The 14,620-nt window shown below is 38.7% G+C and carries 16 protein-coding genes; 4 read left to right on the top strand and 12 right to left on the bottom strand.

What is annotated here, in order from left to right:
• Window positions 1-98: 98 nt before the first annotated feature.
• On the bottom strand, window positions 99-869 hold the full coding sequence (locus CEF19_RS15355; RefSeq protein ID WP_100406858.1) for a DUF4097 family beta strand repeat-containing protein: 771 nt from the start codon (window positions 867-869) through the stop codon (window positions 99-101).
• Between the two features lie 88 nt (window positions 870-957).
• Entirely contained in the window at window positions 958-1,206 is a 249-nt protein-coding gene (locus tag CEF19_RS15350) for a hypothetical protein (protein WP_100406857.1), read from the bottom strand.
• A 151-nt stretch (window positions 1,207-1,357) separates the two neighbouring features.
• Between CEF19_RS15350 and cbpB the strand changes: the two genes are divergently transcribed.
• Window positions 1,358-1,795 (top strand): cyclic-di-AMP-binding protein CbpB, encoded by a 438-nt coding sequence (gene cbpB, locus CEF19_RS15345; protein WP_100406856.1) that lies wholly within the window; start codon window positions 1,358-1,360, stop codon window positions 1,793-1,795.
• Between the two features lie 331 nt (window positions 1,796-2,126).
• Here cbpB and CEF19_RS15340 read toward each other — a convergent pair whose 3' ends face one another.
• Entirely contained in the window at window positions 2,127-2,366 is a 240-nt protein-coding gene (locus CEF19_RS15340; RefSeq protein ID WP_100406855.1) for an SRPBCC family protein, read from the bottom strand.
• A 73-nt stretch (window positions 2,367-2,439) separates the two neighbouring features.
• On the opposite strand from CEF19_RS15340, the gene CEF19_RS15335 reads away from it, so the two are divergent.
• A complete protein-coding gene (locus CEF19_RS15335; RefSeq protein WP_100406854.1) occupies window positions 2,440-3,045 on the top strand; it encodes a CPBP family intramembrane glutamic endopeptidase in 606 nt (201 codons plus the stop codon).
• Between the two features lie 160 nt (window positions 3,046-3,205).
• Here CEF19_RS15335 and CEF19_RS15330 read toward each other — a convergent pair whose 3' ends face one another.
• From CEF19_RS15330 to CEF19_RS15300, 7 genes are all read right to left on the bottom strand, one after another.
• The gene (locus tag CEF19_RS15330) at window positions 3,206-3,643 is read right to left on the bottom strand and encodes a YaaR family protein (RefSeq protein ID WP_100406853.1); all 438 of its coding nucleotides are present in this window, start codon (window positions 3,641-3,643) and stop codon (window positions 3,206-3,208) included.
• Window positions 3,644-3,775: 132 nt separating this feature from the next.
• Window positions 3,776-5,227: a flagellin N-terminal helical domain-containing protein gene (locus CEF19_RS15325; RefSeq protein ID WP_100406852.1), complete on the bottom strand. Its 1,452-nt coding sequence runs from the start codon at window positions 5,225-5,227 to the stop codon at window positions 3,776-3,778.
• Between the two features lie 18 nt (window positions 5,228-5,245).
• Window positions 5,246-5,671, bottom strand: a complete 426-nt coding sequence (fliS, locus tag CEF19_RS15320) for a flagellar export chaperone FliS (RefSeq protein WP_100406851.1) — start codon at window positions 5,669-5,671, stop codon at window positions 5,246-5,248.
• A gap of 58 nt (window positions 5,672-5,729) precedes the next feature.
• Window positions 5,730-6,029, bottom strand: a complete 300-nt coding sequence (locus CEF19_RS15315; RefSeq protein ID WP_198510298.1) for an EscU/YscU/HrcU family type III secretion system export apparatus switch protein — start codon at window positions 6,027-6,029, stop codon at window positions 5,730-5,732.
• Window positions 6,026-8,695 (bottom strand): hypothetical protein, encoded by a 2,670-nt coding sequence (locus CEF19_RS15310; protein WP_100406850.1) that lies wholly within the window; start codon window positions 8,693-8,695, stop codon window positions 6,026-6,028. Before CEF19_RS15310 ends, CEF19_RS15315 begins: the two co-directional genes overlap by 4 nt.
• Before the next feature lie 361 nt (window positions 8,696-9,056).
• Window positions 9,057-10,913: an LTA synthase family protein gene (locus CEF19_RS15305; RefSeq protein ID WP_100406849.1), complete on the bottom strand. Its 1,857-nt coding sequence runs from the start codon at window positions 10,911-10,913 to the stop codon at window positions 9,057-9,059.
• An 89-nt stretch (window positions 10,914-11,002) separates the two neighbouring features.
• Window positions 11,003-12,250, bottom strand: coding sequence for a DNA polymerase IV (locus tag CEF19_RS15300; RefSeq protein ID WP_100406848.1), 1,248 nt, complete (start codon window positions 12,248-12,250; stop codon window positions 11,003-11,005).
• Between the two features lie 136 nt (window positions 12,251-12,386).
• On the opposite strand from CEF19_RS15300, the gene CEF19_RS15295 reads away from it, so the two are divergent.
• Window positions 12,387-12,590, top strand: a complete 204-nt coding sequence (locus CEF19_RS15295; RefSeq protein WP_100406847.1) for a hypothetical protein — start codon at window positions 12,387-12,389, stop codon at window positions 12,588-12,590.
• 86 nt (window positions 12,591-12,676) lie between these two features.
• Here CEF19_RS15295 and CEF19_RS15290 read toward each other — a convergent pair whose 3' ends face one another.
• Window positions 12,677-13,804, bottom strand: a complete 1,128-nt coding sequence (locus CEF19_RS15290; protein WP_100406846.1) for a tripeptidase T — start codon at window positions 13,802-13,804, stop codon at window positions 12,677-12,679.
• 144 nt (window positions 13,805-13,948) lie between these two features.
• Between CEF19_RS15290 and prli42 the strand changes: the two genes are divergently transcribed.
• A complete protein-coding gene (gene prli42 / locus CEF19_RS23210) occupies window positions 13,949-14,038 on the top strand; it encodes a stressosome-associated protein Prli42 (RefSeq protein ID WP_157800971.1) in 90 nt (29 codons plus the stop codon).
• Between the two features lie 62 nt (window positions 14,039-14,100).
• Here the strand turns inward: prli42 and CEF19_RS15285 are convergent, their stop codons facing one another.
• The gene (locus CEF19_RS15285) at window positions 14,101-14,604 is read right to left on the bottom strand and encodes a L,D-transpeptidase (RefSeq protein WP_100406845.1); all 504 of its coding nucleotides are present in this window, start codon (window positions 14,602-14,604) and stop codon (window positions 14,101-14,103) included.
• Window positions 14,605-14,620: the final 16 nt, after the last annotated feature.

Genomic DNA, 14,620 nt, shown 5'->3' with positions numbered 1-14,620 from the left:
GTTGATTATTTATAAATAGAAAATCATCGTTCAGCAGCTAGCTTCACCATGTAGCAGATAGCTGCTTTAAACATCCTACATTTATTCCCATACGATTATTATGGTTCGATAATTGTCCCGGCAACATCTGCTATCGTTAACTTTCCTCCACTATTACCAGTAATCGTTACATCACCATCAATCGCTTGAATATCAACGTCTCCTGACCCACTACGAATGGTAACTGGTCCCTTAAACTCTTGAACCTGAACATCCCCAGCCCCAGATAAAATAGACAATTCACCTTTGGAATCATTCACGATTAATGTTCCGTTATTATTAGTAATTGAAGTACTTCCATTTAATCGTTCAGCTGTGATATTTCCAGCACCATCTGTTAGCTGGATTTGTCCAGAAATATTTACGAGGTTGATTCCCCCAGTACCATGCTGAAGGGTCATTTCATTTTGAAGGTTTTGGATGGTGAGTTCCCCTTCGTTTTGAGAGAATACCAACGAAATATCTGCTGGAACGCGGATATCTATGTGGATATTTCCTTGTTCTTTCTGGGAGCCTCTTTTAATTGAAGTTGTTAAATGGGCGGTTGCCCCCTCGCCCTCTAACCGTATCATCGTATGATTTTGTTTGAAAATGCGTGCTTCATCCATATCCTCACCTACAACGCTATACGTTGCATTCACTTCAATCTCCTCTAGCCCTTCCTCTCCTATAATGGAGACATCCCCTTCATCTTGATTCACACGAAATTCAGTAATTCCATCTGTTGAGATCGACAAGGTTTCGTTTTCTTCATACGTTACTAAATTACAGCCCGTCATCACGAGTACACTCAAGGCAAAGAACATCATCTGCCAAATCATTTTTCTCATTTTTTCGCTCCTGTCTTTTTAAAGTCCTTTATCAGTGTACATAAACTTGTTTTGGAAGCCAAGAATCGAAATGAGGATATCTTGTAATTCACGATTTGTTCACATTCTTTAACGGAATAACGATTGCTGGTAGTTTCGTGGAATAATGAACTTCGGTCTTAAATCCCTCCGTTTTACGATTCTTGTAGGTTCGCTCTGAAATAGGGCGAGGGGAAGACCAATTAATTGACTTGGGGTTATTCCATGAATCATGAGTAATGAGTTCCTGCTTATAATAATATTTATTACCTGAAGGGTAACACTCACAAATATATTTCACTGTATTTTTTGAATGCATATTTGTTCACCTCTCTTTTTTTAGTAGGATATCCAAATTTCATTCCCACTAAAAATTGAAAGCGATTTCAATAAACTTGACAAAACATTTCGTCCACTTGTACGATTAATATAGTCCTTTGTTCAAAAAATTTTAAAAAGAAGTGATAACCATGATTCAACACTTAAAAGACCTATCATTAATGGATAAAGAAATTAAGCCGATTATTATCTCCGTTGAAAAAGTAGCACATGTTCAGCTTGCAAATCCTCTAGAACATGCATTACTCGTCCTAATTAAGTCAGGTTATACAGCCATCCCTGTTCTCGATCCAGCTTTCAAACTACATGGCTTAATAAGTAAGTCTTTAATACTCGATTCTTTACTCGGTTTAGAGAACATCGAAATTGAACGGCTAGCTACGTTAAAAGTAGAAGATGTTATGCAGCCTTCCTTACCAACAATTCATAAGAATGACACATTTGCAAAAGCTTTAACGCTATCCATTAATGCCCCTTTTATTTGTGTTTTAGATGATGATGGGGCCTTTCTCGGAATCCTTATTAGAAGCTCTATTTTAAAACTCATTAGTAAATACTTGCATCAATAGAAAAACTGCGTAGCTATTGATGCAATGTGCGGAGCCATTGTTCTTCTTTGAATCACTAAAAAATTTTATACTTTAAATAAAGAGAGAGGGTGTGCAAAAAAGAAAATTTTGCACACCCTCTCTCTTTATAAATTGAATTTATGTGCGCATAAACTGATTAACGGCACGAGCCCTACCTTTAAACATTCTAATTAAAATAGACCGAATAAAAATGGACGGGAATAATGACTCGCATTCCACTTGGTCTGTCATTAACGTCTTATGACCGTGGTCTTTAAATGAATGTGTATGTCGCCATGATTTTAAAGGGAAAGGAAGCCTTTGACCGACATCAATAAAAAAAATGCTGCGGTTTTACTTCTTCAATAAGTGAATGCCATTCAATTGAAAATCCGGCTACCTTTAATTCCATCTTTATCAGATTCCCTGTTGCAGTAACTGGATTTGACTGAATGCTCACTTTAGGAAATGTAGTCATTCTTGCTAAATTATCAGCCGTGGAAAAAAACGTCCAAGTCTCATCGATTGGTGCTTCTATTATCGTCTCATATGTAAATGTAAGTCGCGTCATATCAATTCCTCCAAGACAGCCGATTTGTCGACAATAACGTAAAGATACTATACTATAAAAAAGGAATTTCACTATGATAAACACACGTTCTTTTTGGTTTGGTTTACTATTAGCTGCACTTTTACTAGCATTGTCTTTTAAGTGGCAGCCACTTGGTTTTTGGATTATATTCCCACTTTCCTTAGCCATTCTCTCTTTGTATGCGATCTCTTTTACTAAAATGGAGATAAGACTTCTGTCGAAAAAGGAGTGGGGCCTTGCTGTGATAAGCGGGACGTTGCTTTATCTCTTATTTGCGGTAGGTAATTGGCTAATCGAGCTAACAGGTCTACCTCTTCTCAGTCAATTACGTGAATTGTATGAGCTTGTTCAACCAAAGTCGATTCTCCATTTTATTTGGTTGTTTCTCATTATTATCCCAGGAGAGGAATGGTTCTGGAGAGGTTTTATTGTTAAGAAACTCACTGAGAGGGCTCAGCCTCTCAAAGCTTCCATAATCGGAACATGTCTCTACGCAGGCGTTCATTTGTTCTCAGGCAGTCTGCTCCTCGTTCTAGCTGCCCTTTTCGCAGGATTTATTTGGTCCTATCTCTACGCCAGAACAAAGAACCTAGCCATTGTCATAGTCTCGCATTTGGTCTTTGATTGTCTCTTACTCCTAGTCTTCCCGCTCTTATAAGAAACGACGGATCCACTGCTCTCCTATTATCCTTTTTATCTTTTTAAAAAGAGATGTCCAAAAGAGGCGAAATTACCCCTTTGAACACCCCTGCTGCAACAATACTCACCCACTCCAGGATCTAGTACTGTCTCTTAATTAAGAGGCAGTAGAGCACCTTCTATGCATATACATTTACAAGTAACCCTTTTATTTCTCCAACCATATTTAAAATATCGAGTCCTTTTTTTTGCTTCTCAAGGACGGCATCTGTTAAATCTAGAAGTTTACGGTCTACTTCTTGAACAATTTTGTATATTTTCGTCCGACCGCGACGATTAAAGCCACGTCGTTCCTCTAAGCTAAGACCAAATTGAACGGCATCTTCCATAAACTCTTTAACGAGCTGTTTATACTTTCGTAGCTCATCAACAGTTCTAGACTCGGAGAGAACTTTGCCCTGGTCGTCAATCTTCCCCATTAGAAGCGAGAGTCTCTCATAAACCTTCTCATCGCGCTTTTGACCGATGACTTCAGAAAATGAGACACGTGCTGTTGGTTCTTGTTTTTTTGACTCGACCTTTCCTATGCCAGTTTTTCCAATTCGTTGAACATCCATCTCGTTCCCGCCTTCTTCATCATATTATAATCATTCTAGCACATTCCCTTAAACATCGTGTTCAAAAAAAACGGCTACAATAAATGGTAAAGAAAAAGCGAAAAGACCGAGGCCTTTTCGCTTTTTACGAAATTATTGTAAAAGCTGTAGAACACCTTGTGGCAACTGATTCGCTTGTGCAAGCATCGCTGTTGCTGATTGGTTAAGGATGTTGTTCCGCGTGAATTCGGTCATTTCTAGGGCCATATCCGCATCACGGATACGAGATTCTGCAGCTGTTAAATTCTCATGTGTAACTTGTAAGTTGTTGATCGTGTGTTCCATACGATTTTGTGTAGCACCGAGTTTTGCACGAACATCAGAGAGAATGTTAATCGCTTGGTCTAATGTGAAAATTGCTTGATTTGCACCTGCTTGAGTCGTTACATCCACTTTCTCAATACCTAGACGCACTGTGTCAAGTTGTGGAATATCAATCATGACATTTTGGTTAGTATTCGGCCCAATTTGGAATGCAAGAGCATTGTTGATTAGAGCAAACTCTGTAGTATTACCAGAAGGTGTGCCTGAAGGATTTGGCTCTGTATCATCAGAAGGTTGGATACCACTATCAAATCTAAATTCCAACCCTCCGTGGCGAACAACACCATTACGAGTTGTGATTTCTTTGTCAAATTCAATTCTGTCATACTCATCAAAATCCGCATTATCTTTTTTATAAAAAACAGAGAAGTCTGCTTTCATTTCCATTGTGACTTTAGCAGTACCCGCACCTGTAATTTTTTCAACATCAATCGATAAACCACCTATAACAGCTCTTCCAGGAGTCGCTCCAGTACCAACTTCCACTGCTTTCTTATCAAGTGGAATTCCATCAGGTCCAATTACCTCAATTGACGCTCCTTTTGGAGAGATTGAGTCATCATAATTGCGAATATTGATTGTATATTCTCCTAATGCATTTTTGTCAGCCGCGTCTTCAAAACCAACATCATCAGGTTGTCCAATACCTGCCGCTGGCTGAGTGATACGAACTACTTGTCCAATATCGCTAATATCTAAACGATAGTCACCCGATTTTAATGCTGGATTTATAACCATCGGAAAATCTTTTAATTGAGCTGCATTTGTTTCATTTGCATTCTTATAAGTTGTTAAAACCGCACTTGAACCATTTAGTAATGTACGAGTATTGAACTCTGTCTTCTCTGAAATACTATCAATTTCTAACTTTAATTGTTCAATTTCTTTTTGGATTTGCTCACGATCATACTCAGTGTTTGTATCATTTGCTCCCTGCACTGCTAATTCACGCATACGTTGTAACATTGCATGTACTTCTTGTAGGGCACCTTCCGCTGTCTGCATTAATGAGATCCCGTCCATAGAATTACGTTCTGCTTGCTTTAATCCACGGATTTGTGAGCGCATTTTTTCAGAAATTGCTAAACCAGCTGCATCATCTGCAGCACGGTTTATGCGAAGACCTGATGAAAGCTTCTCAAGATTTTTTGATGTTGCAAATTGGTTTTTATTTAGATTCCGGTATGAATTTAATGCTTGAATATTATTATTAATTTTCATATAAGTGAACTCCTTTTATTAGTCTCCGTAAACGGAAGTACTTTCGTATGCACTTGCTTTTTGTTTCAAGACTCTTGGTTGAACATCACGCTTCTTCTTCATGGCTTCATTCCATGAAGACATAATAGGTGTTAATAATTTTAATACTTCTTCAATTAGTGTTTTATCCTTTTTGAAATTGGCTTCAAAAATTTTATCTGCCATATAGTTATAAACTTGCTCTAACTGGTCGGCAACAATACCTGCTTCATAATTGATCCCGGCACCAAGTCTATGTAGAATGTCACTTGCTTTTTGCAAGTGCTCATTTGCCTGAATAAAGTCTTTATCATCAATCGTTGTCATGGCTTTTTCTAAATTATCGTAGCAGGCTTCATATAATAGCGATGTTAACTCCTGCGATGTTTTTTGATGAAGGGCTTCGTTCGTTAAAAACGTTGTCATGGGTCCACCTCCGTCTTCCTATCTCCTAAAATTTATATCGGAATTTGTCTGAGATTGTTTAATAGTTTTTTTCCATTTCCTCGATAAGTAATAAAATTTCTGCCATGACCGAGTAAAGCTGTGGCGGGATGTTGTCTCCGAGATCCATATCTAGTAGATTTTGTACGAGCATCGGGTCTTCTTGCATGGCAACGTTGTTTTGTTTAGCAAGCTCTATAATTTGGTTGGCAACTTGGCCTTTTCCTTGGGCCACGACCTTTGGTGTATTCCCGTTTTCCTCATCATATCGAATGACGGCAGCCGTCGGACCGTTAATGTTCCGACGCTGCTTTTGATTAAAATGCTTGGATATAATCATATTTTAAAATCAAACCCCTTCTCCGTAAACACCGGTTGCTGCTTTGGTGTTGTTTCTTCTCTAGATGTTTTTGGTTCATCCACATTTAACTTTGCATACTTAATCCCGCTAATGGAGTAACCAATTTCAGATAGCCTCTCGACTGCTTGATCGATAAACGGTTCCATTCTTTGTTTGAAATCCTTGTTATCATTTTTCAAAGTCACCGCAAGCTGTCTTTCTGTTGCTGTGACCATAATACCGATTCCTCCCATTTTTGGTGTTTCCATTAGGAAGTACAAACTACAATTCTCCCAATCTACTTTGTCGCCTTCTTGACGCGAATTCACATACACTTGAAGATTTTCAACTTTTTCTTGAAGGAGTAATGGTAAATTAAAAAACATGCTTTGCAAATTCCCTTGCTGATCTGACCGACTTAATAATTGCTGTCCTGTCACGTTATTCAGCGCTTGACTTGCAAGCTGACTCGTTCTACTTCCTTCTTCTTCTCCACGCATCAGCTGCATTAACGCTGATTTGACATTACGCTGACTTTCTTCTTGTTGCTGCTGGTCACGATTTGATGCGAATTGCTGGGCCAATTCACTATCACGGTTTAAACCGAGTCCTCGCATCATTTCAAACATCGCTCGAGGAGATCCCTCTTGACCGGACACTCTAGTAGCGGTTTCCCCGTACTGCTGCGTATAGGTCTGAGTAGGGGTTCGACTTTCTGATTGCTGACGTTCATTTAAGGCTACATAATGCTTCACCTTTGTTTCGGACGGTTGAAAATTTAATCGTTCCATTTCCTGCTTCACGTCTTTAACAATTAGATTGGCTGCTTGATGCTGACCTTTTGCAAGTAGTTTTTTTGCTTCTGCTAATTGACTACTCGCTTGCATGAGGCTTCGCTCTGTTTTCATATCTGTAAATAACAACATTTCACTTTTCAATATCGCATTATCTAATTTCTTTATCGTTGTTTCTAGTAGTGGCTTAGCCTGCGGATGTGCTTGCGAACGAAACTGATCAATTTGTCGAGAAATTTGGTCAAGGGTTCTCGTGATATCCCGTTGCATTGATTTAAAATCAGCAGCAACTTCCGCCAATTTTTGGGTAATTGTTGTGACAGCAATATTTTTACTCGCCATCTCAACACTCGTCTGGAATTGTTCATTTTGTGTATAAATCGACGAGACTGGATCTGCCGCTCTGGCTATTTGCTCTAATTGTTGAAGGGGCCGCATCACTTCTTGACGTGCTGCCATTTCTCTCCCTTGACTCACACGTTCTTGAGCTTGACTAATCGTTTTATTTAAATTATCTTTCATCTCTTCGCTCATATCAGGATGATTATTCAATTGTGATTGCAATTGCTGAACGGCTTTTTCAAAGCTTGCTTCACGTTGAAACTGGACTTGCGCTTGCTTTAGGGCTTCCGATAATGAGCTTGGCTGTACCTGAACGCTCTTTGACACTATTAATTTTTGATCGTCCATTTGGCTTGTTATCTGCTCAACCCTTACTAATGCTTGTAGTATTCGTTCTCTTCCGACTTGATCCAACTGTTGCGATTGTGAAAAAGCTTTTTCCAGGCTTTGCTTAACTTCTGCAGAGACCGAAGCCGATTGAATTAATACTTTACCTTGTTCAGTAGCTCTTGCTATTGACTCATTTTGTAAAAGGGAACGTAATTCCCGCACCAGATCTTTTTCAGATGTTGTTGATGCTTGTCGTTCTAACTGTTGAATCGCTTGTTCCATTCGCTCCCGACCAACTAGGTTAAGATGACTCGCTTCTGAGGTTGCTCTTTCCACAAATTGTGAAGACTCACGGTTCATTTGAGGATGATTCACAACTTGTTGACGCACTTGATCTATAGCACGCTGTGTATTCGGCTCCTGACGAACTTGATCCCTTACTTCTCGAACTTGTTCGCTAACGGGCCTTTCCCGTGCGATAGCATCCTGCACGACTCGTTCTTTCCCTAGCGCATCGCCACGAACAGATTGGTTCTGTTCGGGTGTTCGCATCTCCTGCCGTTGACCTCTGTCCCTACTAGCGCTTACCTGTTCAGCTTGTCCTTGCTGCCTATTGTCACTGGAACGGGCCTCGACTTTAAAATTCTGATCTATTTCACGTGCCAATGCATCTAATACTTGATTTAATGGTCGACCATGTAACGCTTCGTGAACCGAACGTAAATGAGATGCAGTTACCTCTAACCGTTTGTTCGCTAATGCCTGTACTGTTTGTAAACGTTCTTCTGTTCGACCTTCATTAATAAAACGGTGTAACTCTTGCACAGATTCGCGGGTTAATGGTACACCTTTATCCATTAACATTTGAGCGGCTTGACGTAATTCAGCCGAAGCTTGTGGTGATCCTAATTGTCGTAATGTTTGATTCACATCGCTTGTACTCGCTTTTTGTCCTTTCGTCTCTTCCGTAATGGCTCTGACTTGGATAACGTCTCCTTTAGGATCTGTTACTTGTATCGTCGTTCGGTCACCAGAAGGGATGGAACCTTCAAATTTCGCAACGACTTCACGACCCCGGATGGAAAGCAACGCTTCGTTCTTTCCAATACGCTCTTTAATGGTTGCGCGATAAACCTCACCTTCACGCATTGGTCGTTCGGTTTGAGGTGATTGTGTCTGTAGTTGGTTACTAATTTGCATGCCCTTCACGCTCCCGATCAGTTTCTCTCTACACTTAATATCGGATAAAATTGTTCAAACTTAATGGTAAAACCGGCTAATTTTTCACAAAGGGTTTAGAAGTCAAAAGGGGGAGTGTTACTGAGGCACTGAAAAAGGTCGACTTTTCCTTTTTTAGTGCCCTCTAAGCAAAGATCGCGGCCGTTGCTTCATTTAGAAAAGCCCTGCTATGAGAAAATCACTCATAGCAGGGCGCTCAACGTGCCAATCCATTCTATTTAAACAAGGTGATGAAAAAGGTACGATTTTCACCTTTTTTCAGTGGCTTCAGTGTCACTAGGTCAGTTTTTGATTTTATGACACTCCCCCTTCAATTTAGCCGTTAATGCTCTTGATAATAACGTAGTAAATCACCGAAAAGTACTTTATCAGAATAATCCAGATCCTGCATGGTTTTATTTAAAAAAGGCTCACAATGCGCTATATCTGTTTCTAAACCGCTACCTTTTCGGTAACATGTATTTTCAGTAAAAACATAATCTTCTGTAATAAAACTACCATCTCGTAAAACAGCTAACGACTGGCGATTTTCAGAAAAAACATCTGTTCCAAACTGAATATCTTGCTTCGGTTCCAACCCAAGTAAATGCATTATGGTTGGCTTTAAATCAATTTGGCCTGAAACCGTATGATTAACCTCATGTTTTGTTTGCCCAGGAACATGAATAATCAAAGGGACACGTTGCAACTGAACGGTATCATATGGTGTAATTTCTGATTTATTTAGATACATGGCCATTGCTTTATTATGATTTGCTGAAATACCATAATGGTCTCCGTACAAAATGAAAATCGATTGTTCGTAAAGACCTTCTTCTTTTAACCTCTCAAAAAACACTTCAATGGCTCTATCCATATAACGAACAGTAGGAAAGTATCGATTTAGTGTTCGACTATTTGAGTCATACTCATCAATCAACCGGTCCTCCTCTTCAAGTTCAAATGGGAAATGGTTTGTTAATGTAATTAATTTTGAATAGTATGGTTCAGGCTGTGATTTTAAAATATCAATCGATTGTTCAAAAAAGTCTACATCTTTTAATCCCCAGCCAACCGAGTTTTCTTCTGTTACATCAAAAGAGTCAATATCATAAAACTTGTCATATCCTAAGGCTTGATACATCATATCGCGGTTCCAAAAGCTTTTGTTATTCGGATGCAAGACAGATGTATAGATTCCGTTCTTGCCTAGAATTTCAGGCAAGGCATGATATTCATTTGTTGCATGTGTAAAGAAAACAGCTCCACTATCTCGTCCAAACATGGAATTGTCAACAATGAATTCAGAATCTGACGTCTTTCCTTGCTCTGTTTGATGATAAAAGTTATCGAAATAATAGCTTTCTTTGATTAAATCATTTAGAAAAGGGGTAATTTCTTCACCATTTACTTTATTGTTAATTACAAAGCTTTGTAGTGATTCTAATGAAAGAACAATTACATTCTTCCCCTCTGCTACGCCTAAAAAGTCAGGATTTGCTCTTTTATACTTTGCGTTCGCATAATTTTTAACCTCAATAATCTCAGAACTATCTGCAAACACCCGCTGTGCTTTTGACTCAGACTGAAGATACAGATCATACGCATGATAATTAAACATCCCAATATTTTTAACTAGTAATTCTCGGTCAAACGAGCGCGTCAGCAATTGAGGTCTTTCCACCTGTGCGAGTGCTAAGTTTGCGAAAAATAGTAACAAAGCCAGCGAAAAGATAAAACCTTTATCGCTTTTTTTACTAACGACCAAAGGGATACTCCCTTTAACAGAAAGAAGCAGTAAAATAATCACGTCTGTAAATATTAAGAAATCAGCGATTCCCATAAGCTCTGTCATACTACCTTGTATATCTTGAGCATTACTAGTTTGGAACAACACTGGCCACGTAATAAAATCAGAGAAAAACCGAAAATAAAGAACGTTAAAATAAAGCACTAATGAAGCAACAAAACTAATCCCAATTAACATGACTTCTCTATGCTTCTCTCGAAAAAAAAGCGCCAATCCTAAAATTAGAATTGAGGAACTTAGAGGGTTGATCATTAAAATAAATTCTTGAAGTACATTAGTCGATTCGATGTTAAAACAAATTTTATATAATACGTACGTTTTTACCCACAAAAAAAAGACTGCAATTGCATAAAATTTCAGTCTCTTCACCGAGGCCATTATGCTTGTCATCTATTACTAGACCCCTTTCTCACCTATCTCATCCTAATCATATATTAATCCAATCTATCAAGATGTCAACACCATATTTTTTCACAATTTCATTCATCTAAAAAATCACGTTCTAAACTTGTTCCTTCTCCTATTTTGTTACTTAACCCATCATTAGATTCAAGAGAAATTTGATTTCCTTTAAATAAACTTTTCTCACCATATTTTGAGCGAATGGTTTCAATTGTTTTTAATAAATCATCCGTTTTTGCATCCTGCTTATACGTAAATAAGTCTAGTTGCTTATAGGCATATCGCTGTTCAACTAAATCATATGTACTTATTCCAAGAAGTCGAACATCATCTCCATTCCATGCTGTTCTCCAAAGATGAATAGCTTCTTTAAAAATGTCTTCTGAGTATTGTAATGGGTTCAATGTTTTTTGACTTTTGGTAACCGTTTTCCAATTATGATAGCGTATTGTAATTTGAACACCATTTGCGCAAACCTTCTTCTTACTAAGTCTCTCCGCAACTTTATTTGCTAAAGCTTGGAATGTCGCAGAGATTTTCTGCTCGCTCCTTGTATCTTCTCGAAGTGTTGTGGAATGACCGACACTTTTAAATTCGTAAAAAGCTTGAGGGTCAACGGGCCGCTTATCAACCCCATTTGAGCGCTCATGTAACTTTAGCCCATTCATTCCAAAACGCTGTTGAATGATTCCCTGGCTTTCTTTAGCTAAATCTCCTATCGTGTCATACCCATATTTACGCCATTTATCGACCGTTCTCTTGCCAATACCATACATCTCATCAATCGGGAGAGGCCATAGCTTTTTTTCCACATCGCGCTTTCTTAAAATCGTTATACCATTTGGCTTCTTCATATCACTTGCCATTTTTGCCAGAAATTTATTTGGTGCAATTCCAATACTACACGGTAAATCAATCTCTTCTAATATTCTCTTTTGAATGTCTTGCGCTAACGTAACAGGATGCATTTTTGCCAAGTAGGAGGTCACATCAAGATATCCTTCATCAATTGAGACTGGTTGTACAAGAGGTGTATATTCTTGTAAAAGTGAAAAAATTGTTCTTGATGCCCCGCGGTATCTTTCAAAATTAGGGGGAAGTATTAGAAGCTTGGGGCATAGTTGCTTGGCCTGCCAAATTGGCATCGCAGTTTTTACACCTTTAGCTCGAGCTTCATAGCTACTTGTTACGATAATCCCACGTCTTTCCTCAACATTGCCAGCTATGGCGATCGGCTTTCCTTTTAATTTAGGATTATAGGACATTTCCACGGACGCGTAAAAACTATTCATATCAACATGAAAAATAATTCGTCTCTGACTCAAAGCAATTCCCCCCTTTGTCATTATACGAAAATATGTTCGTTTTTGAAAGTCAAAAAGGTTGCGTGTATTTTCAAATTGCGTTATCGTTAAGATAGAGCTCTAACAGGTTCTTTTTTTGAACAAAGGAGGCTCCTCTATGAATGAGAACTGTAGAAAAAAGCTTAATAAGTACTCTGATGTTTTATCTCAAGTATTATCTATTGTTTGTTGGTGTCGTAAACAAAAGCTTAAATCGCCAACAATTAGAGAACTGTCTATGCTAATTGGAAACTCAGAAGAATTTATCTTAGAAAGCATCGAGTTCGGAACCCCTTCCAACCAACCTACCTTTTTGCATTAGAAAAAATACGCAACATATTTATTTTCCTCAACAATAATAAAAGAACCGATGTCTATAGAACGGACATCGGTTCATTATGATTAAGATTACGATTTTGCGACCTCTTTTATGACCGAAACTACAGCTTCTGATAACTTAATAAGCTCAGCAATTGGCATTTTTTCATTTTTCGTGTGAATATCCTCATACCCCACAGCTAAATTAACCGTCGGAACACCATACCCCGAGAAGATATTTGCATCACTACCACCGCCACTTTGGAGTAAATTCGGTGTCCGTCCAACGGCTAAAAGAGACCGTTTGGCCACCTCAACAACTTGATCTCCATCACTGAGCTTATAGCCAGGATACAAAATGTCTACATTTACATCAACCGTCGTTTTCATCTCTTCAGCAGTCTTCAAAAATGCTTCCTTCATTTTGTTCACTTGTTGATCCATTTTTTCATTAACAAGAGACCTGGCCTCAGCAAGAATTTCAACATGATCACACACGATATTCGTTTGACTTCCACCCTCAAATCGTCCGATGTTAGCAGTTGTTTCTTTATCTATCCGGCCGAGCGGCATTTTTGCAATAGCTTTTGCAGCAACTGTAATTGCAGAAATTCCCTTTTCAGGTGCAACTCCAGCATGTGCCGTTTTACCATAAACTATTGCCTTAATCTTTGCTTGCGTAGGGGCCGCAACAATGATGTCGCCTACCGGTCCATCACTATCAAGAGCAAAACCATACTTTGCTTGTAATAATTGACGATCCATTGCTTTTGCTCCCACCAAACCCGACTCTTCACCAACTGTAATGATGAATTGAACCATACCATGAGGGATGTTCTCTTCTTGAATGACGCGTATTGCCTCAAGCATCGCTGCGAGCCCTGCTTTATCGTCTGCTCCGAGTATCGTGGTTCCGTCTGTTATAATATACCCATCTTTTATCGATGGCTTTACACCGTTACCAGGAACTACAGTATCCATGTGTGAGGTAAAGTATATTGGATCTGCGCTTTGCTGTTGACCATGCCATGTACAGATTAAATTTCCCGCTCCATGTTCTGTTGTCGATGCTGCATCGTCTTCAATAACATCCAACCCTAAGGCTGAAAACTTCTCCTTTAATATCGGTGCTATTTTGCTTTCATTCTTTGTTTCAGAATCAATCTGAACCAACTCTAAAAACTCATTTATTAAACGCTGTTCATTAACTTTTAACATATGTACCCCCACTATAATTATGACTATATAAAGTACTTCTAGTTTTCCCGCTCGATTCCCTTTTTTAGATCATTGAATTCCTCCTCTTGTCCAAATACAAAAATCACAGTAAAATAGAAAGTATGATAAAAGGAGGTCTTCAAAATGCCACGTAAATTCCAAAAAACAATTATCTACATTATGATTATTACTATGGTTCTTGGGACAGTATTAATGGGAGTTTCGATCTTTTAAATTCTTAAAGATCCACCATATATTAAAGCCGACACTAACACGCTGTCGGCTTTTACTAATTTTTAAATCGCTCCATGCTTTTGCGCTAATGCGTAGAAGTCTTCCCCACTATCCGTAATTAATATTTTTGTTCCTAGTGGGACACGTTCAAACAACTTCTCAACCAATTCATTTGGTAATCGAAGACAACCTGCAGTCACCGATTTTCCAATTGAATCGGGTCGATTGGTTCCATGAACACCATATGTGCGTCCCTCCGTATCATTCGCATCAAAACCTATCCAACGACTACCAAGAGGGTTTTTCGGATCACCGCCTGGTATATTTTTTTTTCGATAATATGGGTTTTCTGCCTTTACAATAATTGTGTAAAGGCCTAGTGGCGTCTCGTCTCCTTTTTTTCCAGTTGCAACGGAATGAGTATCCACTAATTGACCGTCCTGAAAGAAGGATAATTGGTTTGTTGTTACATTAACAATAAGAAACGGGTCACCAACAATAGGATTCTCACCTAAAGGCCAGATTGGTGAAGCTACGAGCAAGAATATAGCGAGCATCCATTTCATACCTTTTCGCCCCTTT

It is taken from the genome of Bacillus solitudinis (genome assembly GCF_002797395.1).
In the GTDB taxonomy this organism is placed as follows: domain Bacteria; phylum Bacillota; class Bacilli; order Bacillales; family Bacillaceae_D; genus Halalkalibacter_A; species Halalkalibacter_A solitudinis.
This window is presented reverse-complemented; position numbering and strand designations above follow the sequence as displayed.